Source organism: Streptomyces sp. NPDC053665 (assembly GCF_055585285.1).
In genome coordinates this window covers 85,520-110,591 of record NZ_JBVJKK010000010.1, presented here as the reverse complement: position 1 = coordinate 110,591, position 25,072 = coordinate 85,520, and the positions used below count along the sequence as shown (strand labels likewise).

Genomic DNA, 25,072 nt, shown 5'->3' with positions numbered 1-25,072 from the left:
CCGGCTCACACCCGCGGGTCAGCTGTCGAAGCCGAGGCCGAGCCGGTCCATCGTCCGCAGCCACAGGTTGCGCCGCCCGCCCCGCGCGTCCGCCCGGGCCAGGGACCACTTGGTGAGGGCGATGCCGGTCCAGGCGAACGGCTCGGGCGGGAACGGCAGCGGCTTCCTGCGGACCATCTCCAGCTCGGTCCGCTCGGTGCGCTGCCCCGCCAGCAGGTCCAGCATCACCTCGGCGCCGAACCGGGTGGCGCCCACCCCCAGCCCGGTGTACCCGGCCGCGTAGGCCACCTTGCCCTGGTGGGCGGTGCCGAAGAACGCCGAGAAGCGGGAGCAGGTGTCGATCGCGCCGCCCCAGGCGTGGGAGAAGCGCACGCCCTCCAGCTGCGGGAAGCAGCCGAAGAAGTGCCCGGCGAGCTTGGCGTAGGTCTCCGGCCGGTCGTCGTACTCGGCGCGGACGCGGCCGCCGTAGGGGTAGATCGCGTCGTAGCCGCCCCACAGGATGCGGTTGTCGGCGGACAGGCGGAAGTAGTGGAACTGGTTGGCGCTGTCGCCGAGGCCCTGGCGGTTCTTCCAGCCGATCGAGGCCAGTTGATCGGCGGTCAGCGGCTCGGTCATGAGCGCGTAGTCGTAGACCGGGACGGTGTAGGAGCGGACCCGTCTGACCAGGTTCGGGAAGATGTTGGTGCCGAGGGCGACCCGGCGGGCGCGGATCCGGCCGTAGGGGGTGCGCACGGCCATGCCCGCGCCGTAGGGCTTGAGGTCGAGCGCGGGCGTGTTCTCGTACACGCGCACACCCAGCTCCCGGCAGGCCCGCTTCAGGCCCCAGGCGAGCTTGGCGGGGTTCAGCATGGCCACTCCCCGGCGGTCCCACAGGCCGGCCTGGAAGGTGGACGAGTCGACCTGCTCGCGCACGGCGTCGGCGTCCAGGAACTCGACGCCCTCGGCCAGCCCGAGTCGGGTCGTCTCCTCGTGCCACTCGCGCAGTTGCCGGGCCTGGTACGGCTCGGTCGCGACATCGATCTCGCCGGTGCGCTCGAAGTCGCAGTCGATGCCGTGCCGGGCGACCGCCGCCTCGATCTCGTCGAGGTTGCGGTCGCCCAGCTGCTGGAGCCGGTGGATCTCGTCGGGCCAGCGCGTCAGGCCGTTGGGCAGGCCGTGGGTGAGGGAGGCGGCGCAGAATCCGCCGTTGCGGCCGGAGGCGGCCCAGCCCACCTCGCGGCCCTCCACGAGCACCACGTCGCGCTGCGGGTCGCGTTCCTTGGCGATCAGCGCGGTCCACAGTCCGCTGTACCCGCCGCCGACGACCAGCAGGTCGCAGCTCTCGGCGGTGGTGAGGGCGGGGTCGGGACGGGGCCGGCCGGGGTCGTCCAGCCAGTACGGGACCGGCTGGGCGTCGGACAGCGAGCGGGTGAACCGGTTCATGGCTCCAGCGGCCATGATGTCAACTCCCTACGGGTGTGCCTTCTGCCTAGTGCGACGGTTTCCGACCACCATGGAGACCAGGACGAACAGGACGGCGACGACGAACATCGTCGTGCCGATGACATTGATCTGGACGGGCGTGCCGCGCTGGGCCGATCCCCACACGAACATGGGGAAGGTGACGGTCGAGCCGGCGTTGAAGTTCGTGATGATGAAGTCGTCGAAGGACAGGGCGAAGGCGAGCAGCGCGCCGGCGGCGATGCCCGGCGCCGCGATGGGCAGGGTGACCCGGACGAAGGTCTGGAACGGGCCCGCGTACAGGTCCCGCGCCGCCTCCTCCAGCTTCGGGTCCATCGACATCACCCGTGCCTTGACGGCCGTGACCACGAAACTCAGGCAGAACATGATGTGCGCGATGAGGATCGTCCAGAAGCCCAGCTGCGCGCCCATGTTGAGGAACAGGGTGAGCAGCGAGGCGGCCATGACGACCTCGGGCATCGCCATCGGCAGGAAGATCAGCGAGTTCACCGCCCCACGGGCGCGGAAGCGGTAGCGGACCAGGGCGAAGGCGATCAACGTGCCCAGGAGGGTGGCCCCCAGCGTCGCCCAGAAGGCGATCTGCAGGCTCAGGGACAGCGAGCCGCACAGCCCGGAGACCCCGCACGGGTCCTTCCAGGCGTCCAGGGAGAACTGCTGCCACTCGTAGTTGAAGCGGCCCTTGGGCTTGTTGAAGGAGAAGACGGTGACGACGACGTTCGGCAGGAGCAGATAGCCGAGGGTCAGAAGTCCCGCGATGACGACGAGGTTTCTCTTGAGCCAGTTGACGAAGGGCATTCAGACCAGATCCTCCGTCCCGGACCTGCGGATGTAGAGGGTGACCATGGCGAGGATGGCCGCCATGAGGATGAAGGAGAGCGCGGCTGCCGTCGGGTAGTCGAGCACCCTGAGGAACTGCGTCTGGATGACGTTGCCGACCATGCGGGTGTCGGTCGAGCCGAGCAGGTCGGCGTTGACGTAGTCACCGGCCGCCGGGATGAAGGTGAGCAGCGTCCCGGAGACGACCCCGGGCATCGACAGCGGGAAAGTGACCTTGCGGAAGGTCGTCCAGGGCCGGGCGTACAGGTCCCCGGCCGCCTCGTGCAGCCGGCCGTCGATGCGCTCCAGGGAGGTGTAGAGCGGCAGGATCATGAACGGCAGGAAGTTGTACGTCAGACCGCACACCACCGCGAGGGGGGTGGCGAGGACGCGGTCGCCGGCGGTCATGCCGAGCCAGGTGGTGACGTCCAGGACGTGCAGCGTGTTGAGCGCGCCGACGACGGGCCCGCCGTCGGCGAGGATCGTCTTCCAGGCGAGGGTGCGGATCAGGAAGCTGGTGAAGAACGGCGCGATCACCAGGATCATGATCAGGTTCTTCCAGCGGCCCGCGCGGAAGGCGATCAGATAGGCCAGCGGGTAGCCGAGCAGCAGGCACAGGATCGTCGCCGTGCCGGCGTAGAGCACCGAGCGGACGAACTGCGGCCAGTACGCGGACAGGGCGTCCCAGTAGGCCGCGAAGTGCCAGGTGACCTTGTAGCCCTCCTCCAGGGAGCCCGTCTGCACGGACGTGGAGGCCTGGTAGACCATCGGCAGCGCGAAGAAGACGACCAGCCACAGCATGCCGGGCAGCAGCAGCCAGTACGGCGTCCAGCGGCCCCGGCGCCTGCGGGGTGCGGCCTCGGGCGCGGGGGGCGCGAGGGGCGGTGGCGCCTCGGTGAGTGTCGACATCAGGCCGCCTCTTCCACGCCCGCGCCGGCGTCCTGGGCGGCGTCCAGGCCGAAGGTGTGCGCCGGGTTCCAGTGCAGGACGACCTCGGCGCCGGGCACCAGCCTGGGGTCGCGGTCGATGTTCTGGGCGTAGACCTCGAAGTCGGAGCAGACCGGGCTGTCGACGACGTACTGCGTCGAGACGCCGATGAAGCTGGAGTCGGCGATGCGGCCGGTGATGCGGTTGCGGCCCGCGGGGATCTCGCCGGCGTCGGCCGCGTGGGTGAGGGATATCTTCTCCGGGCGGACGCCGGCCAGCACCTTGCCGCCGGTGTCCGCGGGCGCGGAGCACCGGCTCTCGGGCAGCACGAGCTTGCCGCCGCCCGCCCGCAGCACGATCTCGCCTCCGCTCCTGGAGTCGACCTCGGCCTCGATGAAGTTCGAGGTGCCCAGGAAGTTGGCGACGAAGGTGGTGCGCGGGTTCTCGTACAGCTCGGCCGGGGAGCCGAGTTGCTCCACGCGGCCCCCGTTCATCACGGCGACGGTGTCGGCCATGGTCATGGCCTCCTCCTGGTCGTGCGTGACGTGGACGAAGGTGATGCCGACCTCGGTCTGGATGCGCTTGAGCTCCAGCTGCATCTGGCGGCGCAGCTTCAGGTCCAGGGCGCCGAGCGGCTCGTCGAGGAGCAGCACCTGCGGGTGGTTGATGAGCGCGCGGGCGACGGCGACGCGCTGCTGCTGGCCACCGGAGAGCTGGTGCGGCTTCTTGCGGGCCTGCTCGCCGAGCTGGACGAGCTCCAGCATCTCGTCGACCTGCTTCTTCACCGACTTCAGACCGCGCCGGCGCAGCCCGAAGGCCACGTTCTCGAAGATGTCCAGGTGCGGGAAGAGCGCGTAGGACTGGAAGACGGTGTTGACCGGGCGCTTGTAGGGCGGCAGTGCGGTGACGTCCTGGTCGCCGAGGAACACCGTGCCGGCGGAGGGCTCCTCCAGGCCGGCGATCATGCGCAGGGTGGTGGTCTTGCCGCAGCCGGACGCGCCGAGCAGAGCGAAGAAGGAGCCCTGCGGCACGGTCAGGTCCAGCGGGTGGACGGCGGTGAAGGAGCCGTAGCTCTTGGCGATGCCGGTGAGCCGGACGTCGCCGCTGGGGTCTTTCCTGTTCGTCATGGTGGTCACGCCCCCGTCAGCTTCGCGAACTTCGCCTCGAACTCGGTCTCTTCCTTCGAGCTCAGCGAGCGGAAGGCATGCGACTTGGCGGCCATGGCCTTGTCGGGGAGGATCAGCGGGTTGTTCGCCGCGTCCTCGTCGATCTTCGCGAGTTCGGTCTTCACACCGTCGACCGGGCACACGTAGTTGATGTACGCGGCGAGTTCGGCGGCAGCCTTCGGCTCGTAGTAGAAGTCGATGAGCCGTTCGGCGTTCGTCTTGTGACGGGCCTTGTTGGGGATCAGCAGGTTGTCGGTCGAGGTGACGTAGCCGCTGTCCGGGATGAGGAAGTCGATGTCGGGGCTGTCCGCCTTGAGCTGGACGACGTCCCCGGCCCAGGCGACGCAGGCGGCGAAGTCGCCGCTGGTGAGGTCAGAGGTGTAATCGTTGCCGGTGAAGCGGCGGATCTGGCCCTTGTCGACGGCCTTCTGCAGCCGGGCGATGGCGGCGTCGTAGTCGTCGGCGGTGAAGTCGGCCGGGTCCTTGCCCATGTCGAGCAGGGTCATGCCGACGCTGTCGCGCATCTCCGACAGGAAGCCGACCCTGCCTTTGAGTTTCGGGTTGTCCAGCAGGTCGGAGACCGACTTCACCTCGACGCCGTCGAGGGCCTTCTTGTTGTACGCGATGACGGTCGAGATGCCCTGCCACACGTAGGAGTAGGCGCGGCCCGGGTCCCAGTCGGGGTTGCGGAACTGGGCGGACAGGTTGGCGTAGGCGTGCGGCAGGTTGCTCGGGTCGAGCTTCTGCACCCAGCCCAGGCGGATCAGTCGGGCGGCCAGCCAGTCGGTGAGGACGATCAGGTCGCGGCCGGTGTCCTGGGCCGCGGCGAGCTGCGGCTTGATCTTGCCGAAGAACTCGTTGTTGTCGTTGATGTCCTCGCTGTACTTGACCTTGATGCCGGTGCGCTCGGCGAACCGCTCCAGGGTCGGGTGCTGCTTGCCGCTGTCGTCGACGTCCATGTACTCGGTCCAGTTGGAGAAGTTCACCGTCTTCTCCGCGGCCGAGCGGTCCTCGGCGGAGACGCCGCCCTGCGACCGACCCGCCGCCGGGATGCCGCAGGCGCTCAGCGTCCCCAGTGCGCCGATCGCCAGCGCGCCGCCCGTGGAGGCGCGCAGCAGGGACCGCCGGGTGAGGGCGGCCCTGCCGTTGGTGAGACTGCGCCGCATGGCGGCCACTTGGGCCGCGGACAGGCGGTCGGGCTCGTACTGCTCCATGCGCGTGGTGCCCTTTCGAGGGTGGGCGGCCGTTGGTCGGGCGGCCTGAGGGTGCGGCTATCGGTCCCCGAAGACGGTGCGGTGCCAGTCCTTGGCGGCCACCGCGGTGTTGTCGAACATGACGTGCTTGATCTGGGTGTACTCCTCGAAGGAGTACGCGGACATGTCCTTGCCGTAGCCGGAGGACTTGTGGCCTCCGTGCGGCATCTCGCTGATGATCGGGATGTGGTCGTTGACCCACACGCAGCCGGCCTTGATCTCGCGCGTGGCCCGGTTCGCCCGGTACACGTCGCGGCTCCACGCGGAGGCGGCGAGGCCGTAGGGGGTGTCGTTGGCCAGGGCGATGCCCTCGTCGTCGGAGTCGAACGGCAGCACGACCAGGACCGGGCCGAAGATCTCCGACTGGACGACCTCGCTGTCCTGGGCGGCGTCCGCGATGAGCGTCGGCCGGTAGTAGGCGCCCTTGGCGAGTTCGCCCCCGGGTGCCTCGCCGCCGGTGACCACGCGCGCGTAGGCCCGTGCCCGGTCGACGAACCCGGCCACGCGGTCGCGCTGCACGTGCGAGATCAGCGGGCCGAGGTCGGTGCCGGCGGCGAAGGGGTCGCCGAGCCGGACCGTCTCCATGAGTGCGGCGGTCCGCTCGACGAAGGCGTCGTAGAGCGGTCGTTGCACGTACGCGCGCGTGGCGGCCGTGCAGTCCTGCCCCGTGTTGATGAGGGCGCCGGCGACCGCGCCCTGGGCGGCGGCCTCGGGGTCGGCGTCGTCGAACACGACGAAGGGCGCCTTGCCGCCCAGCTCCAGGTGGAGGCGCTTGACGGTGGCGGTGGCGACCTCGGCGACGCGCTTGCCGACGGCGGTGGAGCCGGTGAAGGAGGTCATCGCCACGTCGGGGTGGCCGACGAGGTGCTCGCCCGCCTCCCGGCCGGTGCCCGTGACGATGTTGACCACACCGTCGGGGATCCCGGCGTCGGTGGCCGCCTGCGCGAACAGCAGGGAGGTCAGCGGGGTGAGTTCGGCGGGCTTGAGGACGATGGTGTTGCCCGCGGCGATCGCCGGGAGGATCTTCCAGGCGGCCATCTGCAGCGGGTAGTTCCAGGGTGCGATCGACCCGACGACGCCGATGGGCTCGCGCCGGACGTAGGAGGTGTGGTCCCCGGAGTACTCGCCCGCGGACTGCCCCTGGAGGTGGCGTGCGGCCCCGGCGAAGAAGGCCGTGTTGTCGATGGTGCCCGGGACGTCGAACTCACGGGTGAGCTTCAGCGGCTTGCCGCACTGGAGCGACTCCGCGCGGGCGAAGTCCTCGGCCCGGTCGGCCAGGACCGCGGCGAACCGGTGCAGGGCGTCGGACCGCTCGCCCGGGGTGGCTCCCGCCCAGCCCGGGAAGGCGGCTGCTGCCGCGGCGACCGCCCGGTCGACGTCGGCCGTCCCCGCGAGTTCGTAGGTGAGGACCTCTTCGCCCGACGCCGGGTCGACGACGGTGTGTGTGCGGCCGGAGGTGCCGTGGGTCAGGCGCCCCGCGACGAACTGCGCGCCCTGCGCGAAGCGCTCCTCGGCCGGGAATCGGTCCGGGGGGGCAGTGCCCGGATTGTGCATGTCGCTCTCCTCCGTGTCCCGCGAAGGGGCCGGCGTGGCTCAGGCTCGATTTGAGTGCCGATCCTGACAGAGGGATGCCACACCAACAAGTGATTCCGTTGTTGATTTTTGGTTACGCGACGGAATCTGTCGACCAGGTGTCGAGTCCACCGGGAAAAGGCAGGACGCTGTGTCCGTGGTGCGTGCCAGACTCGCGTGCATGAAGGAGATCACGGGGACGCTCGACTCGCAGGACGCCCTGATCAGGGCGGTCGCCGCCGGGGCGCAGGTGAAGTACCTGCTCTTCTGGGGGCACCGCCCCCGTCCCGACGGGCGGGTCGGGCCGAGTTGCCTGAGTCAGTGGTGGCCCGCGCCGTTCACGGTGGACGGCGTGGAATACGCGACGGCCGAGCACTGGATGATGGCGGCCAAGGCCCGCCTGTTCGGCGACGAGGACGCGGAGCGTGCCGCCCTGGCCGCCGGGCATCCCGCCGAGGCCAAGAAGGCTGGGCGGCTGGTGCGCGCCTTCGACGAGGCGACCTGGGCCCGGGAACGGTTCCGGATCGTCGTCGAGGGCAGTGTCCACAAGTTCGCGGCCCATCCCGAGCTGCGCGGATACCTGCTGGGCACCGGGGACCGGGTGCTGGTGGAGGCGAGCCCCGTGGACCGGGTGTGGGGCATCGGCCTGGCCGCGGACGACGACGCGGCACTGGATCCGCAGCGGTGGCGTGGGCCGAACCTGCTGGGCTTCGCCCTGATGCAGGCGCGCGAGCGGCTGCGCTCGGCCGGGGCATGAGGGAGGGGCCGGTCCGCGGACCGGCCCCTCCACGGGGAAACGGGGCCTGGCTCAGGAGGCCGCGCCTGGCTCAGGAGGCCGCGCCGAGCCCGCCCATGATGCTCGCGAAGAGCAGGAAGCCCAGCAGCGGCAGGATGACCGTGGCGATGATGCCGCAGACCAGACCGCCGGTCGCCGCGCCCTTGTTGGTGGCCTCGCCGCGGGTGGCCTTCCCGCGGCCGATCGCGCCGAAGATGATCGCCAGGATGCCCAGGATCACGCCGAAGAACCACAGCAGGAAGGTCACGCTGCACACCACGCCGATGATGCCCAGCACCAGAGCCGTGGTGCCCATGCCGTTGCTCGGCTGCGCGGGCATCGCATAGCCCGGCGCCTGGGGGTAGCCCACGGGCGGGGCGGCCGGGTATCCGGGGCCGCCCTGCGGGTAGCCGTAACCCGGGCCGGTCTGCTGGGGGAAGCCGTAGCCGGGCGCCGGCTGCTGCGGGGGCTGGGACGGCGGGCCGAAGCCACCGGGCGCGGGATTGGTGTTGGACATGGACGATCTCCCCTCCGTTGTCAGACCAGGGAATCGTAGTGGCCGAGTCCGGCCCGGCGTGCGGGAGTTTCAGCCCTGGAACGGCGCGGTGGCCGCGGGCACCCCGGCACCGTAGTAAGGGTCGTCGTACGGCTCGTCGCTGTTGATCGCGGCCGTGATGCCGACGGCGATCAGCACGATGACGGCGATGCCGAGGATGATCCCGATGATGCCCATGATCAGGCCGGCCTGGGCCTGCCCGTGGTTGGTGGCCACGCCGGCCTCGGCGCGCCTGCGGCCCTTGATGCCGAAGACGATCGCCAGGATGCCGGTCACCAGGGAGACCACGCCGTACAGGCAGAACAGCGTGCAGGAGACGATCCCGAGCACCATCGCCGCGACGCCCATGCCGTTCTGCGGGGCCGGGGGCATGCCGGGCCAGCCGTATCCCGACTGGCCGTACCCCGGGGAGCCGTAGGCGGACTGGTCGTAGCCCGGCTGGCCGTAGGCGGACTGGTCGGGTCCCGGCTGGCCGTAGCCGGGGTAGCCGTAGCCCCCGGCGGTGCCCGGGCCGGTGGGGGCCACGGGCGGCGGCGGGACCGCTCCCGCGCCGGAGGTGTCGTACTGCGGCGTGCCGGCGGGCGGGGTGAATCCGGGCATCGAGGTGACCGTCGCCTGGTCGTGCACGGAGCCGGGCCCCTGGGCGGGCGGCTGGTTCTTGTCGAGCGACGGCTTGCTCTCCGGGGGCGCCCACGGGTCGTGGCCGCCGCCTGCGCCGGGCTGCGTCGGGTCCGTCATCTGTGCATCCCCCCTGGGTCGTTCGTCCCGCCATGCTACGGGCCGCCCCGAGCGGGCCACCGTGCGGGTCTGCACCGGCCGGCCGCCGGGTCCGTGCGCTCCTCGGGGGCGCGGGGCCACCGCCTAGGATGATGTCCGCGTCACCGATCAGCCGATCACCCGCGCCCGCCCGCGCCACGCGCCGGCAGGGGCGCCGTTCCGGGAGGAACCCTTGACCGAGCACCTCGTCGATCCCCAGGCCCCGCGCGACCTCACGGCGTTCGTCGCCGGACTGCCCAAGGCCGAACTGCACGTGCACCATGTGGGCTCCGCCTCCCCCCGGATCGTGTCCGAACTGGCCGCGCGGCACCCCGACTCGAAGGTGCCGGTCGACCCCGGGGCCCTGGCCGAGTACTTCACCTTCACCGACTTCGCCCACTTCATCGAGGTGTACCTGTCGGTCGTCGACCTGATCCGCACCCCGGAGGACGTCCGGCTGCTGACCTACGAGGTGGCGCGGGACCTGGCCCGGCAGCAGGTGCGCTACGCGGAGCTGACCATCACGCCGTTCTCCTCCACGCGCCGCGGCATCGACGAACGGGCGTTCATGGAGGCGATCGAGGACGCCCGCAAGGCGGCCGAGGCGGAGTTCGGGACCGTGCTGCGCTGGTGCTTCGACATCCCCGGCGAGGCGGGACTGGAGGCCGCCGAGGAGACGACCCGGCTGGCGACCGACGACCGGCTGCGGCCGGAGGGCCTGGTCTCCTTCGGCCTGGGCGGCCCCGAGATCGGCGTGCCGCGCCCGCAGTTCAAGCCCTACTTCGACCGGGCGATCGCGGCCGGTCTGCACTCGGTGCCGCACGCCGGCGAGACCACCGGGCCGCAGACGGTGTGGGACGCGCTGACGCACCTGCGGGCCGAGCGCATCGGCCACGGCACGTCGTCCGCCCGGGACCCCGAGCTGCTCGCGCACCTGGCCGAGCACCGCATCCCGCTGGAGGTGTGCCCGACCTCGAACATCGCCACCCGCGCGGTCGCCACCCTCGACGAGCACCCGATCAGGGAGTTCGTGCGGGCGGGCGTCGTCGTCACCGTCAACTCCGACGACCCGCCGATGTTCGGCACCGACCTCGACAATGAGTACGCGGTCGCCGCCCGGCTCCTCGACCTCGACGAGCGGGGCCTGGCCGGGCTCGCGAAGAACGCCGTCGAGGCGTCCTTCCTGGACGCGGCGGGCAAGGCCCGGATCGCCGGCGAGATCGACGCGTACACCGCGCAGTGGCTCACGCGGTGACGCCCGCCCCGGTCGCCGTGGCCCACCGCGGCGACCCGTACCGGGTGCGGGAGAACACCGTGGCCTCGCTGCGTTCCGCTCTCCGGCGGGGCGCGGACGCCGTGGAGATCGACGTGCGGCTCACCCGCGACGGCGTGCCCGTACTGCTGCACGACGCGACGCTGCGCAGGCTCTGGAAGCACGAGCGGCCCGTCCACGCGCTGTCGTGGGAGGAGGTGCGCGGGCTGACCGGCGGCGGGGTGCCGGACCTGGCCGAGGCGCTGGCCGCGACCGAGGGGCACCGGGTCATGATCGACCTGCCCGGCTCGCCGGACGTCCGGGCGGTGCGCCGCGTCATGGGGGTCGTGCGGGAGGCGGGGGCGGCGGAGCGCGTGTACTACTGCGCGGGCGCCGACGCCATGCTCGCGGTGCGCACGGCGGACCCGGACGCGGAGATCGCCCTCACCCGGACGACCCTGGCCCCGCCCCGGCCCGTCCTGCTGGAGGCGATCCGCCCGCGCTGGCTCAACTACCGCTTCACGCTGGTGGACCGGCCACTCGCCGAGCGGGTCCACCGCGACGGCCGTCTGCTGTCCGTCTGGACGCCCGACACCCGCCGTGCGATGCGGCGGCTGCTCGCGGTGGGCGTCGACTCCATCACGACCAACCGCGTCGACGTCCTGTGCACCGCCCGCGCAAAGGCCACCGCACCGTCGTAGACCCGGCCCGGGCCTCTCCGGCCAGGGCCGGAAAGCCGGGCCGGGGCGGGCCGGCGGGCGTCAGACGGCGGGCACCGGGGTGGCCGCCGGAGCGGTCAGCGCCTCCAGCCGCTTGATCCTGCGCCGCACGACGTACAGCGGAACGACCCCGAACACCCCGAAGGCCATGTCGATCACCGACCACCACACCGGGATCCCGCGCACCGGGCCGCAGATCAGGGCGAGCGGGACGATGCCCGCGCAGGCGATCATCCCGAACTCCACGACCCAGATGTTGCGGACCGGGTCGCGGTAGGGCCCGTAGAAGGCGACCGCGATCACCAGGTGCGCGAAGGCCAGCCAGTCCGTGCCGTAGAGCAGGAAGGGGTACTCGGCGTCGGCCCGGTCGAGGCCGGCGCGCACGCGCTCGATCCAGTCGGTCAGCCCGGGCAGGTACCGGTCCACGGACAGCGCGTGCAGCAGATCCTCGGTCCAGCGCAGTTCGTGCACCAGGGGGAAGGCCGTGGCGCCGCTCAGCACCAGGCACACGACGAAGAACACCAACCAGGCACGGATGCCCCTCACCAGGGCGGCTCTGTCGCTCATGACCGCACTCTACGCCTGTGTTGAACATGTTCAAAAACAGGTCTCCGGGCAGCCGAACGGCCCCGGGCGAGGCCGAGTGCCGCCCGGGGCCGTGAGGGAGTACCGCGTGCCTACGCGTCCAGCGACGTCATGACGTGCTTGATGCGCGTGTAGTCGTCGAAGCCGTACGAGGAGAGGTCCTTGCCGTAGCCGGACTTCTTGAAGCCGCCGTGCGGCATCTCGGCGACCAGCGGGATGTGGGTGTTGATCCACACGCAGCCGAAGTCGAGCTTCTTCGACATCCGCATGGCCCGGCCGTGGTCCTTGGTCCACACCGAGGAGGCCAGCGCGTACTCGACGCCGTTGGCCCACTCGACCGCCTGGTCCTCGTCCCGGAAGGACTGCACGGTGATGACCGGACCGAAGACCTCGTTCTGCACGATCTCGTCGTCCTGCTTCAGGCCCGAGACGACGGTCGGCGCGTAGAAGTAGCCCTTGTCGCCGACGCGCTTGCCACCGGCCTCCACGCGCGCGTGCGCCGGGAGCCGGTCGATGAAGCCCTCGACCTGCTTGAGCTGGTTGGGGTTGTTGAGCGGGCCGAAGAGCACGTCCTCGTCGTCCGGCTGCCCGGTCTTCGTCTCGGACGCGGCCTTGGCCAGGGCGGAGACGAACTCGTCGTGGATGGACTCGTGGACGAGCACGCGCGTCGCGGCGGTGCAGTCCTGGCCGGCGTTGAAGAAGCCGGCGACGGAGATGTCCTCGACGGCCTTGGGGATGTCGGTGTCCTCGAAGACCAGGACCGGGGCCTTGCCGCCCAGCTCCAGGTGGACGCGCTTGACGTCCTTGGAGGCGGACTCGGCCACCTGGATGCCGGCGCGCACCGAGCCGGTGATGGAGGCCATCGCCGGGACCGGGTGCTCGACCATCATGCGGCCGGTCTCGCGGTCGCCGCAGATGACGTTGAAGACGCCCTTGGGGACGATCGAGCCGATGATCTCGGCGATGAGGACCGTCGAGGCCGGGGTCGTGTCGGACGGCTTCAGCACGACCGTGTTGCCCGCGGCGAGGGCCGGGGCGAACTTCCACACGGCCATCATCATCGGGTAGTTCCACGGCGCGACCTGCGCGCAGACGCCGACCGGCTCGCGGCGCACGATGGAGGTGAGGCCCTCCATGTACTCGCCGGCCGAGCGGCCCTCCAGCATCCGCGCCGCACCCGCGAAGAAGCGGATCTGGTCGACCATCGGAGGGATCTCCTCGGAGCGGGTCAGCCCGACGGGCTTGCCCGTGTTCTCCACCTCGGCCGCGATCAGCTCCTCGGCGCGCTCCTCGAAGGCGTCCGCGATCTTCAGCAGGGCCTTCTGGCGCTCGGCGGGCGTGGTGTCGCGCCAGCCGGGGAACGCCTCGGCGGCCGCCGCCATCGCGGCGTCCACGTCGGCCTGCCCGGACAGCGGAGCGGTCGCGTACGCCTCGCCCGTCGCGGGGTTGACCACCTCGGTGGTCCGTCCGTCGGCGGCGTCCCGGAACTCACCGCCGATGTAATTGCGCAGACGACGCAGCTCGGTGCTCACTGCCGGCCCTCCAGTTCGGATGTCCATTGATTGAGACACCACCCTAGTCGGCGGACCCACGTTTTCAACACCCCCACTCCCGTCGTTCGTGCGGAATCCGCAGGACTCGGGGACTCAAACAACGGATTTCATCGATCCAGGCTTGCGGAAGTGTCGATACCTCGTGCACAGTGACCTCGTGGCCAGTCGAAGCGCAGACCAGAAGGGGTCGCGGGAGCACCGCGAGCCCTCCCGCGAGTCCAGAAACGGCAGCTCGCCGCAGCTGGACGCCGTCTCCCTCGCCATCATCGAGCAGCTTCAGGAGGACGGCCGCCGGCCGTACGCCGCCATCGGCAAGGCCGTGGGCCTGTCCGAGGCGGCCGTGCGCCAGCGCGTCCAGAAGCTGCTCGACCAGGGCGTGATGCAGATCGTCGCCGTCACGGACCCGCTCACCGTGGGCTTCCGCAGGCAGGCGATGGTCGGCGTGAACGTCGAGGGCGACGTGGAGTCGGTCGCGGACGCGCTGTCGGCCATGTCCGAGTGCGAGTACGTGGTGATGACCGCGGGGTCCTTCGACCTGATGGTGGAGATCGTCTGCGAGGACGACGACCACCTGCTGGACGTCATCAACAAACGCATCCGGGCGGTGCCCGGAGTGCGCTCCACCGAGAGCTTCGTCTACCTCAAGCTCAAGAAGCAGACCTACATGTGGGGAACCCGATAATCGTGAGGACCCGATAGCCGTGAGCAAGGACCTCTCCCAGTCCGCGTACGACCACCTTTGGATGCACTTCACGCGCATGTCGTCGTACGAGAAGGCCCCCGTCCCCACCATCGTCCGGGGCGAGGGCACCTACATCTACGACGACCAGGGCAAGCGCTACCTGGACGGCCTCGCCGGGCTGTTCGTGGTGCAGGCCGGGCACGGCCGCGTGGAGCTCGCCGAGACCGCGTTCAAGCAGGCGCAGGAGCTCGCGTTCTTCCCCGTGTGGTCCTACGCCCACCCCAAGGCCGTCGAGCTGGCCGAGCGCCTCGCCCACCACGCTCCGGGCGACCTGAACAAGGTCTTCTTCACCACCGGCGGCGGTGAGGCCGTCGAGACCGCCTGGAAGCTCGCCAAGCAGTACTTCAAGCTGGTCGGCAAGCCCACCAAGCACAAGGTGATCTCCCGCGCGGTCGCCTACCACGGCACCCCGCAGGGCGCCCTGTCCATCACCGGCCTGCCGGGCCTGAAGGCCCCCTTCGAGCCGCTGGTGCCGGGCGCGCACAAGGTGCCGAACACCAACATCTACCGCGCCCCGATCTTCGGCGACGACCCGGAGGCGTTCGGCCGCTGGGCCGCCGACCAGATCGAGCAGCAGATCCTCTTCGAGGGCCCGGACACCGTCGCCGCGGTCTTCCTGGAGCCCGTGCAGAACGCCGGCGGCTGCTTCCCGCCCCCGCCCGGCTACTTCCAGCGCGTGCGCGAGATCTGCGACCAGTACGACGTGCTGCTCGTCTCCGACGAGGTCATCTGCGCCTTCGGCCGCCTGGGCACCTACTTCGCCTGCGACAAGTTCGACTACGTGCCGGACATGATCACCTGCGCCAAGGGCATGACCTCGGGCTACTCCCCGATCGGCGCGTGCATCATCTCCGACCGCCTGGCCGAGCCGTTCTACAAGGGCGACAACACCTTCCTGCACGGCTACACCTTCGGCGGCCACCCGGTCTCCGCGGCCGTGGGCCTGGCCAACCTCGACCTGTTCGAGCGCGAGAACCTCAACCAGCACGTCCTGGACAACGAGGGCGCGTTCCGCTCCACCCTCGAGAAGCTGCACGACCTGCCGATCGTCGGCGACGTCCGCGGCAACGGCTTCTTCTACGGCATCGAGCTGGTGAAGGACAAGAACACCAAGGAGTCCTTCAACGACGAGGAGACCGAGCGCGTCCTGTACGGCTTCCTCTCCAAGGCGCTGTACGACAACGGCCTGTACTGCCGTGCCGACGACCGCGGCGACCCGGTCGTGCAGCTCGCCCCGCCGCTGATCTCGGACCAGTCGACGTTCGACGAGATCGAGCAGATCCTGCGCGCCACCCTCACGGAGGCGTGGACCAAGCTCTGACCCGTCGCTCCGATCGTCTGCCTGGATGATCAACACCGGCCCCGGTGCCGCCCGTTCGAGTGAGAAACGGCGGCCCGGGGCCGCGTGCTGTCCGGCGTCCCGCCGCCTTCTGCCTAGCGTGCCCAGTGACCGATCGGCCCTGCCTTCGTTCCCCCGCACGGGGGATGGCACGGGAACTACGGATCTGAACCGAGGTGTACGCCCATGGAGGCCCCGCCGGACAACGACGTGCTCTGGGCACGTGCCCTGCACTTCCAGCACGACGACGGCTCACCCGCGCTCTGCGGTGTCTCGCTCGGCGTCCGGGAGGGCGAGATCCTCGCCGTCGGCGGCCCGCGCGGCAGCGGCAAGACCACCCTGCTGCGGTGCCTGTCCGGACTGGTGCCCGTCCGGCGCGGCGAGGTCTGGTTCAACAGCGTGCCCGTGCACACCATGGGCCCCCTCACCCGCGAGCGGCTGCGCCGCGACCGCTTCACCTGGATCGACCCCTCCCCCTCCCTGGTCCCGGAGCTCAACGCCTGGGAGAACACCGCCCTGCCCCTGATGTTGCGCGGCGTCAGCCGGCGCCGGGCCAAGACCGCCGCCCTGGAGTGGCTGGAGCGCCTGGACATCGGGCACGGCGCCCGCAAGCGCCCGCACCAGCTGGTGCACGCCGAGCGGCAGCGGGTCTGCATCGCCCGCGCCCTGGCGCCCGCGCCCTCGGTCCTGTTCGCCGACGAGCCCACGGCGCCCCTGCACCGCGCCGACCGCGCGCACGTCCTGCGCACGCTGACCACGGCGGCCCGCTCCCACCGCATCACCGTGGTGCTGGCCACCCACGACCCGGACACCGCGGCCCTCGCCGACCGCACCGTCTCCCTGCTCGACGGGCGGCGGGTCCAGACCGTGCACCTGCCGCCCGTGGGCGAGGGTGCCGAGCCGGGAGGCCGGGCGGCGTGCTCGCTCTCCGTCTGAGCCGCGGCGCCCGCCCGGCCCTGCAACTGCGCCGTCTGCTGGTCGCGGCCGCCTCGGCGGGCACGGGCTTCCTGCTGCTGTGCGCGCTGGGCCACGCGCTGGCCCACCCCGGGGCCACCGGTGACTCGGTGATGCGCCTGGCCTGGTGCGCGGCCCCGCTGGCCTCGACGGTGTACTTCGCGGTCGCCGTGGCCCGCACCGACCCCGGCACCCGGCCCCGCACCGGCCTCTCCGCGATCGGCCTCGGCCCGCTGCGCCTGATGGCCGTGTCGACGGCGACCACCGCCCTGTCGTGCACCCTCGGCTCGATGCTGGCGCTGCTGGTCTTCCTGCACCTGCGGGGCGACCTGTCGGGCATGCCCTTCGACGGCGCCGCCACCGCGTCCCTCGGCGGGAACCGGCCGCTGCCCCTGCCGGGCACCCTCACCCTGCTGGCGATCGTGCCCGTCGCGGCCTCGGTGGCGGCGGCGCTGACGCTGCGCCCGCGCGAGACCCCGCCGCCCGAGGGGACCCGGGCGGCCCGGACCTACGGCCGCTTCGGCGCGTACCGCCGCACCGCCGCACGGGAGACCTTCGGCGCCTACGGCCGGTTCGGCCGGCAGATCGTCCGGCCCACGCGCCCCGCCACGCCCGGGTCCGCCGCCCCGAGCGGCCCGCCCGCCGCCCGGTCGGGCGAGCCGGCCGTCGCGGCGGCCGCCGCGAGCAACGGCGGCGGCGCGGTGAGCGCGCTGGCCGAGCCCCCGCAGCCGGCCGTGCCGGCCGGCGACATCACCGTGCAGCACCCGGCCGCCGCCCCGGCCGCGGCCGCCGCCGCCGGCGCCGCGCTCGATGCGGTCCTGCCGGACCGTCCCGCTCCCGTGCGCCCGGCGACCGCCGCGCCCTCGGGGCTGCCCTGGGGCATCACCGTGCTGGCCGCGGGTCTGGCCGTGGAGACCTACACGAGCCGTACCGCCCCGGCGCCCCCCGACCTCACCTTCTCCGGTGCCTCCCCCGGCGTCCTGGCGGGCTGGGTGCTGGCCGCCGTGGGGCTGGCCCTGGCCGGTCCCGGCCTGACGCACCTGTGCGGACGGCTCCTCCAGTCGGCCCGCCCCGGCGCCCTGCGGCTGCTGGCCGGGCGCATCCTCATGGCGGAGGCCGGCCGCATCGGCCGTCCGCTCGGCGTCGTCTGCGCGGTCATGTCCGCCCTGTGGGCCATGGCCCTGCTGCACGCCCCGGACGGGCTGTCGCTCGGTCCGCTGACACTCCTCGGCGTGGCCCTGGTGACCGGCTGCACACTGGCCACGCTCATGACCGCCGCGGTCGAGGCCCGGCAGGACCGGGCCGAGACCACCGCGGCCCTGCAACGGCTGGGTGCCTCCGCCTCGACGCTGCGCAGCGCCGCCGCGGTGCGGGCCGGCGCCCTGCTCGCCCTGTTCGGCCCGCTCACCCTCACGGTCGCGGAGCTCGCGGCCCTGCCCCTGGCGCACTGACCGCCGCGGGAGGCGCCGGTCGGAGAACCCGCGAAAAAAAGATCTCCGCGCGGCGATGAGTTCGGCACCGAGCCCCGGTCTATCCCCGCGTAACGACCCACCGAACCCGCGGGGAGAGACTTCGCATGTACCAGCAGATGATCTTCGTGAACCTGTGCGTCGCCGACCTCGGCGCCTCCAAGAAGTTCTTCACCGAGCTCGGCTACGCGATCAACGAGCAGTTCAGCGACGACTCGACCGCCTCGGTCGTCATCAGCGACACCATCGTCGTGATGGTGCACACCAAGGAGAAGTACGCCCAGTTCACCCAGAAGGAGATCGCGGACGCGACCCGGACCAGCGAGGTGCTGATCGCGCTGAGCGCCGAGAGCCGCGCGAAGGTCGACGAACTGGTCGACAAGGCGGTCGCGGCGGGCGGTTCGGTCTCCGGCGAGACCCAGGACCACGGGTTCATGTACGGCCGGGCCTTCGACGACCCGGACGGCCACACCTTCGAGGTCGTGTGGATGGATCCGGCGGCCGTCCAGGGCTGACCGTGCCCGTCCAGGGCTGACCGGGGCTGTGCCAGCATGGGCAGGGTGCAGACGATGCCCGCCCATGCGGCCCACCACGACGACCGTGAGATAGAGACCCTCGAGGAGTTCGACGCGACCGTCTCGGCGCGCGGCACCCTCGCGGGATATCGCGTGCAGGCCGTGGACCTGACGGACCGTACGCGCGAACTGCTCGGCACGGACACGACGGGGGCCGTGTTCCTCGGCTGCGCGATGCGCGAGGACGCCGCGGCGAAGGTCCGCGCGGACGGCGCCCTGGTCTTCCCGCCGGTCCCGGGCCTGCCCTTCGACCCCTACCGCGGCCTGCTGTACTCGCCGGAGGAACTGTTCGCGTCCCTGGCCGACGGCTACGAGGCCACGCCCGACGCCCTCGCCTACGCCTGGTTCCAGCGGACGAAGGCCGACCGGGACATCCACGCCTCGATGCTGCGCGCCGTCCACGACGACTCCGTCTCGGACGCGCTCGACGAACTCCTCACCGGCGCCCGGGTGGTGGGCGTGATGGGCGGCCACGCCATGGCCCGCGGCACCGAGAGGTACGCGGGCGCCGCCCGGCTCGGCCGGGAGCTGGCCCGGGCCGGGTTCACCGTCGCCACCGGCGGCGGCCCCGGCGCCATGGAGGCGGCCAACCTCGGTGCGTACGCCGCCCCGTTCGACGACGGCATGCTCACCGAGTCGCTCGAACTCCTGGGCAAGGAACCGCACTTCACTCCGTCGATCACCCGATGGGCGACGGCCGCCTTCGAGGTCCGCTCCCGCCACCCGCGCGGCGGCCGCTCCGTCGGCATCCCGACGTGGTTCTACGGCCATGAACCGCCGAACGCGTTCGCCTCCCACATCGCCAAGTACTTCGCCAACGCCACCCGGGAGGACGGGCTGCTGGCCCGCTCGAACGCGGGCGTGGTGTTCCTGCCCGGCGCCGCAGGGACCCTTCAGGAGATCTTCGACAACGCGACGCCCAACTACTACGAGTCGCGCGGCGAGCCCACACCCATGGTGCTCGTCGACCGGGACCACTGGACGCGGAGGCTGCCCGCCTGGCCCCTGCTGCGCACGCTGGCCGAGGGCCGCTCGATGGAGTCGCGGATCGCTCTGGTGGAGCGGATCGAGGAGGCACCCGAGGCGTTGAAACGTCTGGGCGGTTAATAAGAAGGCAAAGCCGGTCCCCGCACGTGGCATATGCGTTGACACTGCTGATGAGCCGCTTATAGACCTGTGAGCCTCCCGGTGGTGCTGATGCTCAGTCAACACCGCCCACCACCCCCCTCTTTACGCACCCTGTAAAGGACAAACGTGGCAGTTCTGTCCGTATCCCGCCGTACGTCCCCGCGCCGCGCACGCACCGTGCGTGCCCTCGGTGTCGTCTCGGCCTCCGCCGCGCTCGCGTTCGGCGCCGCTGGCAACGCGCTGGCCTGCAACATCAACGAGTTCTCGGCCGAGGCCAAGTGCGACGGCGACAAGGGCGTCATCGCCGTCACCGACGTCGACCCCGCCGGCATCCCGGCCACGGTCACCGTGTACCTGCAGAACAACGGCGCCGACGCGAAGAAGGTCGGCGAGCAGGTGGTCAAGGGCACCCGCAAGGGCACCACGATCACCTTCGCCGAGGAGTGGAAGCCGAACGCCGAGTACCGCATCCACGTCAAGGCGGCCTCCTACGTCGACGAGGACATCGAGCCCAACCTCGTGACCCCGGCCACCGCCTGCAAGAAGGAGGAGGAGAAGCCCCCGGCGACCACGCCGGCCACGGCCACTCCGAGCCCGTCGGCCCCGTCGGCCTCCCCCTCGAAGCCGGCCGAGGAGTCCGAGGCTCCGGCTCCGAACCCCTCGGAGAGCGACAGCCCCGTGCCCGCGGGCAACGCGCCCGCCCCGGCCGGTGAGTCCAACCTCGCCGAGACCGGCGCCGACTCCCACACCGGCCTCATCGCCGGCATCGCGGCGGCCCTGGTCGTCGTGGGTGGTGGCGCGGTGTTCCTCGGCATGCGCCGCCGGGCCAAGAGCGACAGCTGACGCCGGCACATCGCGACGCCGTGGCCCGTCCCCGACCGGGGGCGGGCCACGGCCCGTTCAGCGGAAGCTCGCCCGCTCCAGCCAGAACTCCAGCAGCGCCCGGTCGCCGAGCACCTCCACCTCCGGTGTGTCGAGCGGAAGCCGGCGGTAGAAGGCCAGCAGCACGGAGGTGAGGGGCCCGCGCAGGGCGACCGTGGCCTTCGCGTGGCCCCGACGCCAGCGGACGCCGTCCTCGGCGAGTTCGATCAGCCACTCGGCGTTCAGCTCCGGCCCGGTGTCGGTGGCGTGCAGATGGATGCTCCGGTCCCCGCCGCGCAGTTCGGCCACCGGGTCGTCCGGCTGCGTCCGCTGAGCGTGGCGCAGGATCTCCAGCCACTCGTCGATCGCGTCGGCCGCCACGTCGGGCGCGACCTCGTAGGGCAGCCCGGCGGCGAGGGCCGCGTCCGCCCGGTGCACCGTGATCTCGTGGGTCATGCGACGGGCCCAGAACCCCGAGGTGAGGATCCCCGCCCAGCCCCAGACCTTGGCGTCGGGCCCTGCCTCGCGCAGGGTGGCGACGAGCCGCTCCCCGGATTCCGCCAGCCAGGCGTCCAGCGCGGCGGCGTCCCCCGCCGGCCCCGGTCCGCCGCCGCCCTGCACCCGCTCCTCGGGGACGTCGTCCTCGGCCCGGGTGCGCACCAGCAGCTCCGCCCAGCGCAGGGCGCCTCCGGTGTGCCGCACCAGATCCTCCAGCGACCAGTCGGGACAGGTCGGCACGGCGGCGGACAGGTCGGCCCCGGAGGTCACCACCGACCTCAACAGGCCCACCTGACAGGCGATTTCGTCGCAGTAGCGCTCGTGCGGAAGTGGCGTCATGCCCACGACCCTAGGCGCCGGCGTTCAGTCGAGCACCACGATTTCCGCCCCGTCGAACTCCACCCCGACCCGCTCCCCCACGGCGGGCGCCGCCCGCAGCGTGCACGCCGCCTCCAGACGCGGGGCGTCCTCGGGCTGGAGGTGGACGGCGACATGGGTCCCCCGGAAGGTACGGGCGGCCACCGTGCAGGGCAGGCCCTGGCCGGCGGGCACCAGCCGCACACCGGCGGGCCGCACCAGCAGCGTCCGGCTGCCCTGCGGTGCGTCCGGCGGCACCGGCACCTTGCCCCACGGCGTGTCGGCGGCCTCGGCGCCGACGGTGGCCGCGACGACGTTCTCGAAGCCCAGAAAGCGGGCCACGAAGGCGTCGGCCGGCCGCTGCCACACCTCCAGCGGCGTACCGGACTGGGCGATCCGCCCGTCCCGCATCACCACGACCCGGTCGGCCAGCGCGAAGGCCTCCCCCTGGTCGTGCGTCACGGCGAGCACGGTCGTGCCCAACCGGCCGAACAGCTCCCTCAGTTCGACGACGAGCCGCTCGCGGAGCGACCGGTCGAGCTGACCCAGCGGCTCGTCCAGCATCAGCAGCCGGGGGTTGGGCGCCAGCGCCCGAGCCAGGGCCACCCGCTGCTGCTCCCCGCCGGACAGCGCGGCAACGGACCGGCGGGCCGCGCCCGGCAGGCCGACGAGGTCGAGCAACTCCCCCACCCGCTCGGCCTGCTGCGCCTTCGACACACCGTGCATCCGCAGACCGAACGCCACGTTCCCGCCGACGTCCCGCTGCGGGAACAGCTGGTGGTCCTGGAACATCAGCCCGACGCCCCGCCGGTGCGCCGGCACCCCCGCCTGGTCCCGCCCGTCGAGCAGGATCCGCCCGGCGTCCAGCGGCTGCAACCCGGCGACCGCCCTCAGCAGCGTCGACTTGCCGCTGCCGCTGGGCCCGAGCACGCACACGACCTCGTGCTCGGCGACCCCCAGGCCGACCGCGTCCAACACGGCCCGCCCGCCGAAACGGACCGTCGCCTCGTGCAGAGCCAGCAGCATCAGAACTCCCCGGTCCGATCGGTGCGCAGCCTCTCCAGCACCAGCAGGGCCACGGCGCACACCACCATCAGAATCGTCGAAAGGGCCATTGCCTGGCCGTAGTTGAGGTCACCGGGCCGTCCCAGCAGCCGCGCCACCGCCACCGGCAGGGTCGGGTTGTCGGGCCGCGCGATGAAGACCGTCGCCCCGAACTCCCCGAGGGAGACGGCGAAGGCGAAGCCGGCCGCGATCAGCAGGGCCCGCCGCACGATCGGCAGGTCCACCTCCCGCCACACCCGCCACGGCGAGGCCCCCAGCACCGAGGCCGCCTCCCGCAGCCGCACGTCCACCGCCCGCAGCACCGGCAGCATGGTGCGCACCACGAACGGCACCCCGACCAGCGCCTGCGCGAGCGGCACCAGGATCCACGAGGACCGCAGGTCCAGCGGCGGCTCGTCGAGGGAGATCAGGAACCCGAAGCCGACGGTCACTGCGGACACCCCGAGCGGCAGCATCAGCAGCGCGTCGAAGCCGCGCACGAACCGCCCGGCGTCCCGGCGGGTCAGCGCTCCGGCGGCCAGCGAACCGACCAGCACGGCGATGGCGGTGGCGGCGACGGCGTAGGACAGCGAGTTGCCGACCGCCTCGATCGGCGGGACCAGGAACATACCGCCGTCCTGGCGGGTCAGCGCCCGGTAGTAGCCGAACCCGGGGGCGCCGAGGGAGCGCTGCACCAGCACGGCCAGCGGCAGCACGATCAGTACGGCGACGGTGGCCAGCACCCCCGCCAGCAGCGACCACTGCCCGGCCCCGCGCGGGCGGCGCGCGGTCACCGCCGCGTCCACGAGCCGCAGGGCCGTCTCCCGCCGCCGCACCGTCCAGGCGTGCAGGGCGAGGACCGCGCCCACCGCGGCGAACTGGATCAGGGTGAGCACGGCCGCCGTGGACAGGTCGAAGATCTCGGACGTCTGCCGGTAGATCTCCACCTCCAGGGTGGAGAAAGTGGGCCCGCCGAGGATCTGGACGACACCGAAGGAGGTGAAGGTGAACAGGAAGACCATCAGCGCGGCGGCGGCCACCGCCGGGGCGAGGGCGGGCAGGGTCACCTTCCGCCACGCGGTCGCCGGGGAGGCGCCGAGCATCCGCGCGGCCTCCTCCTGCCGGGGGTCGATCTGCGCCCAGAGCCCGCCCACCGTCCGCACGACGACGGCGTAGTTGAAGAAGACGTGGGCGAGCAGGATCGCCCACACCGTGGTGTCCAGCCGCACGCCCCACAGCTCGTCGAGCAGCCCGCCGCGCCCGGCCAGCGCCAGGAACGCCGTCCCGACGACGACCGTCGGCAGCACGAACGGCACGGTCACCACCGCCCGCAGCACCTGCTTGCCCGGAAAGTCGAAGCGCGCGAAGACGTACGCGCCGGGGAGCGCGATCAGCAGCGTGAGCGCGGTGGAGACGAGCGCCTGCCAGGTGGTGAACCACAGGACGTGCCGGACGTCGGACTGCCCGAGCACCTCCCCGATCCGCGCCGGGTGCCAGGCCCCGCCGGTCTTCAGACCGCGCGCGACGATCGCGGCGACGGGATAGGCGAAGAAGACCGCGAAGAACGCGACGGGCACGGCCAGCAGACCGAACCGCGCCGCCGCGCCCCGCCTGCGGGCGGCTACTTCAGTACGAGCGAGGTCCACGACTTGACCCACTGGTCACGGTGGTCGGCGATCTTCGCCGGGTCCATGGTCTGCGGGTCCTTCGCCTGCGGCCCGTACTTCTCGAACTCCGGCGGCACCTGGGCGTCCTCGCGCACCGGGTAGACGAACATGTTGAGCGGCATGTCCTCCTGGAACCGCTTGCCGACGAGGAAGTCGAGGAACGCCTTGCCGCCCTCGGCGTTCCGCGCGTTGCCGAGCAGGCCCGCGTACTCGACCTGCCGGAAGCAGGTGCCCTCGGCGACGCCGGTCGGGGCGGTGTCCGGCTTCGGGTCGGCGAAGACGACCTCGGCGGGCGGGGAGGAGGCGTAGGAGACGACGAGCGGCCGGTCGCCCTTGGCCTTCCGGCCGCCGGCCGAGCCGGAGAACTCCTCGTTGTAGGCCTGCTCCCAGCCGTCGACGACCTTCACGCCGTTGGCCTTGAGCTTCTTCCAGTAGCCCTCCCAGCCCCGGTCGCCGTACTTCGCGGCGGTGCCGAGCAGGAAGCCGAGGCCGGGCGAGGACGACGAGGCGTTCTCGGTGACCAGCAGGTCCTTGTACCGGGGGTCGGTCAGGTCGTCGAGGGTCCGCGGCGGACGGAGGTCGTGCTCGGCGAAGTACTTCTTGTCGTAGTTGACGCAGACGTCGCCGGTGTCGACGGGGGTGACCCGGTGCTCGTCCCGGTCGGCGCGGTACTCGGGAGCGATGCGGTCCGAGCCCTTCGGTTCGTACGGCTGGAACAGGCCGTTGTCGAGGGCGCGGGAGAGCAGGGTGTTGTCGACGCCGAAGAAGACGTCGCCCTGCGGATTGTCCTTGGTGAGGATGGCCTTGTTGACGGCCTGCCCGGCGTCGCCGTCCTTCAGGACCCTGACCTGGTAGCCGGACTGCTCCTCGAAGGCCGCGAGGACGTCCTTGGAGGCGGCCCACGAGTCGTGGCTGACGAGCGTGACGGTCTTGGAGTCGCCCGACCCCTGACCGCCGTCCGAGGACCCGCACGCCACGAGCGTGCCGGCCAGGCCGAGCCCGACGACCGCGGCCGTCAGGCGCTTCGCGTTGATGCTCACTTCATTC

At 71.8% G+C, this 25,072-nt stretch carries 24 protein-coding genes; 10 read left to right on the top strand and 14 right to left on the bottom strand.

From position 1 onward, the window contains the following. Positions 1 to 18: 18 nt before the first annotated feature. The 6 genes from ACZ6ZN_RS31385 to ACZ6ZN_RS31360 are packed head-to-tail and all read right to left on the bottom strand — an operon-like array spanning position 19 to position 7,177. Positions 19 to 1,437 carry an NAD(P)/FAD-dependent oxidoreductase gene (locus ACZ6ZN_RS31385; RefSeq protein ID WP_469651491.1) on the bottom strand — a complete coding sequence of 473 codons (1,419 nt, stop codon included), beginning with the start codon at positions 1,435 to 1,437 and terminating at the stop codon, positions 19 to 21. A gap of 12 nt (positions 1,438 to 1,449) precedes the next feature. Continuing rightward, positions 1,450 to 2,256: an ABC transporter permease gene (locus tag ACZ6ZN_RS31380; RefSeq protein WP_469651489.1), complete on the bottom strand. Its 807-nt coding sequence runs from the start codon at positions 2,254 to 2,256 to the stop codon at positions 1,450 to 1,452. Further along, positions 2,257 to 3,186: an ABC transporter permease gene (locus ACZ6ZN_RS31375; RefSeq protein ID WP_451877065.1), complete on the bottom strand. Its 930-nt coding sequence runs from the start codon at positions 3,184 to 3,186 to the stop codon at positions 2,257 to 2,259. Continuing rightward, the gene (locus tag ACZ6ZN_RS31370) at positions 3,186 to 4,331 is read right to left on the bottom strand and encodes an ABC transporter ATP-binding protein (RefSeq protein ID WP_469651486.1); all 1,146 of its coding nucleotides are present in this window, start codon (positions 4,329 to 4,331) and stop codon (positions 3,186 to 3,188) included. Before ACZ6ZN_RS31370 ends, ACZ6ZN_RS31375 begins: the two co-directional genes overlap by 1 nt. 5 nt (positions 4,332 to 4,336) lie before the next feature. Continuing rightward, positions 4,337 to 5,584: an ABC transporter substrate-binding protein gene (locus ACZ6ZN_RS31365; RefSeq protein WP_469651483.1), complete on the bottom strand. Its 1,248-nt coding sequence runs from the start codon at positions 5,582 to 5,584 to the stop codon at positions 4,337 to 4,339. Positions 5,585 to 5,641: 57 nt separating this feature from the next. Continuing rightward, positions 5,642 to 7,177, bottom strand: a complete 1,536-nt coding sequence (locus ACZ6ZN_RS31360; RefSeq protein ID WP_398106306.1) for a gamma-aminobutyraldehyde dehydrogenase — start codon at positions 7,175 to 7,177, stop codon at positions 5,642 to 5,644. 199 nt (positions 7,178 to 7,376) lie between these two features. Here ACZ6ZN_RS31360 and ACZ6ZN_RS31355 point away from each other — a divergent pair, with 199 nt between their 5' ends. Next, positions 7,377 to 7,952 carry an NADAR family protein gene (locus ACZ6ZN_RS31355; protein ID WP_398106307.1) on the top strand — a complete coding sequence of 192 codons (576 nt, stop codon included), beginning with the start codon at positions 7,377 to 7,379 and terminating at the stop codon, positions 7,950 to 7,952. A 70-nt stretch (positions 7,953 to 8,022) separates the two neighbouring features. Here ACZ6ZN_RS31355 and ACZ6ZN_RS31350 read toward each other — a convergent pair whose 3' ends face one another. Further along, on the bottom strand, positions 8,023 to 8,487 hold the full coding sequence (locus ACZ6ZN_RS31350; RefSeq protein WP_398106308.1) for a DUF4190 domain-containing protein: 465 nt from the start codon (positions 8,485 to 8,487) through the stop codon (positions 8,023 to 8,025). A 69-nt stretch (positions 8,488 to 8,556) separates the two neighbouring features. Next, the gene (locus tag ACZ6ZN_RS31345) at positions 8,557 to 9,264 is read right to left on the bottom strand and encodes a DUF4190 domain-containing protein (protein WP_469651480.1); all 708 of its coding nucleotides are present in this window, start codon (positions 9,262 to 9,264) and stop codon (positions 8,557 to 8,559) included. Positions 9,265 to 9,418: 154 nt separating this feature from the next. Between ACZ6ZN_RS31345 and ACZ6ZN_RS31340 the strand changes: the two genes are divergently transcribed. Continuing rightward, the gene (locus ACZ6ZN_RS31340) at positions 9,419 to 10,537 is read left to right on the top strand and encodes an adenosine deaminase (protein ID WP_451877119.1); all 1,119 of its coding nucleotides are present in this window, start codon (positions 9,419 to 9,421) and stop codon (positions 10,535 to 10,537) included. Then, a complete protein-coding gene (locus ACZ6ZN_RS31335) occupies positions 10,534 to 11,235 on the top strand; it encodes a glycerophosphodiester phosphodiesterase (protein ID WP_469651477.1) in 702 nt (233 codons plus the stop codon). The genes ACZ6ZN_RS31340 and ACZ6ZN_RS31335 overlap by 4 nt, the downstream gene beginning before the upstream one ends. Positions 11,236 to 11,295: 60 nt before the next feature. Here ACZ6ZN_RS31335 and ACZ6ZN_RS31330 read toward each other — a convergent pair whose 3' ends face one another. Continuing rightward, the gene (locus ACZ6ZN_RS31330; protein WP_398106312.1) at positions 11,296 to 11,820 is read right to left on the bottom strand and encodes a hypothetical protein; all 525 of its coding nucleotides are present in this window, start codon (positions 11,818 to 11,820) and stop codon (positions 11,296 to 11,298) included. A gap of 110 nt (positions 11,821 to 11,930) precedes the next feature. Then, the gene (locus ACZ6ZN_RS31325) at positions 11,931 to 13,370 is read right to left on the bottom strand and encodes a gamma-aminobutyraldehyde dehydrogenase (protein ID WP_398106314.1); all 1,440 of its coding nucleotides are present in this window, start codon (positions 13,368 to 13,370) and stop codon (positions 11,931 to 11,933) included. Between the two features lie 163 nt (positions 13,371 to 13,533). Between ACZ6ZN_RS31325 and ACZ6ZN_RS31320 the strand changes: the two genes are divergently transcribed. From ACZ6ZN_RS31320 to ACZ6ZN_RS31290, 7 genes are all read left to right on the top strand, one after another. After that, on the top strand, positions 13,534 to 14,073 hold the full coding sequence (locus ACZ6ZN_RS31320; RefSeq protein ID WP_306930355.1) for an Lrp/AsnC family transcriptional regulator: 540 nt from the start codon (positions 13,534 to 13,536) through the stop codon (positions 14,071 to 14,073). Positions 14,074 to 14,086: 13 nt separating this feature from the next. Continuing rightward, positions 14,087 to 15,454, top strand: coding sequence for an aspartate aminotransferase family protein (locus tag ACZ6ZN_RS31315; protein WP_398107094.1), 1,368 nt, complete (start codon positions 14,087 to 14,089; stop codon positions 15,452 to 15,454). Positions 15,455 to 15,658: 204 nt separating this feature from the next. After that, positions 15,659 to 16,408: an ABC transporter ATP-binding protein gene (locus tag ACZ6ZN_RS31310; protein ID WP_451877070.1), complete on the top strand. Its 750-nt coding sequence runs from the start codon at positions 15,659 to 15,661 to the stop codon at positions 16,406 to 16,408. Next, on the top strand, positions 16,390 to 17,877 hold the full coding sequence (locus ACZ6ZN_RS31305) for a hypothetical protein (protein WP_469651473.1): 1,488 nt from the start codon (positions 16,390 to 16,392) through the stop codon (positions 17,875 to 17,877). The genes ACZ6ZN_RS31310 and ACZ6ZN_RS31305 overlap by 19 nt, the downstream gene beginning before the upstream one ends. A 125-nt stretch (positions 17,878 to 18,002) precedes the next feature. After that, positions 18,003 to 18,410, top strand: a complete 408-nt coding sequence (locus ACZ6ZN_RS31300; RefSeq protein WP_398106317.1) for a VOC family protein — start codon at positions 18,003 to 18,005, stop codon at positions 18,408 to 18,410. A 45-nt stretch (positions 18,411 to 18,455) separates the two neighbouring features. Then, positions 18,456 to 19,577, top strand: a complete 1,122-nt coding sequence (locus ACZ6ZN_RS31295) for an LOG family protein (protein WP_451877072.1) — start codon at positions 18,456 to 18,458, stop codon at positions 19,575 to 19,577. 147 nt (positions 19,578 to 19,724) lie between these two features. Then, the gene (locus ACZ6ZN_RS31290; RefSeq protein ID WP_469651470.1) at positions 19,725 to 20,441 is read left to right on the top strand and encodes an LAETG motif-containing sortase-dependent surface protein; all 717 of its coding nucleotides are present in this window, start codon (positions 19,725 to 19,727) and stop codon (positions 20,439 to 20,441) included. A 57-nt stretch (positions 20,442 to 20,498) separates the two neighbouring features. On the opposite strand, the gene ACZ6ZN_RS31285 is transcribed toward ACZ6ZN_RS31290, so the two are convergent. The 4 genes from ACZ6ZN_RS31285 to ACZ6ZN_RS31270 are packed head-to-tail and all read right to left on the bottom strand — an operon-like array spanning position 20,499 to position 25,065. Then, positions 20,499 to 21,296, bottom strand: a complete 798-nt coding sequence (locus ACZ6ZN_RS31285; RefSeq protein ID WP_469651467.1) for a maleylpyruvate isomerase family mycothiol-dependent enzyme — start codon at positions 21,294 to 21,296, stop codon at positions 20,499 to 20,501. 24 nt (positions 21,297 to 21,320) lie between these two features. After that, positions 21,321 to 22,340: an ABC transporter ATP-binding protein gene (locus tag ACZ6ZN_RS31280; RefSeq protein WP_469651465.1), complete on the bottom strand. Its 1,020-nt coding sequence runs from the start codon at positions 22,338 to 22,340 to the stop codon at positions 21,321 to 21,323. Continuing rightward, entirely contained in the window at positions 22,340 to 24,004 is a 1,665-nt protein-coding gene (locus ACZ6ZN_RS31275) for an ABC transporter permease (protein WP_469651462.1), read from the bottom strand. The genes ACZ6ZN_RS31280 and ACZ6ZN_RS31275 overlap by 1 nt, the downstream gene beginning before the upstream one ends. After that, on the bottom strand, positions 23,980 to 25,065 hold the full coding sequence (locus ACZ6ZN_RS31270; protein WP_469651460.1) for a thiamine ABC transporter substrate-binding protein: 1,086 nt from the start codon (positions 25,063 to 25,065) through the stop codon (positions 23,980 to 23,982). The genes ACZ6ZN_RS31275 and ACZ6ZN_RS31270 overlap by 25 nt, the downstream gene beginning before the upstream one ends. Positions 25,066 to 25,072: the final 7 nt, after the last annotated feature.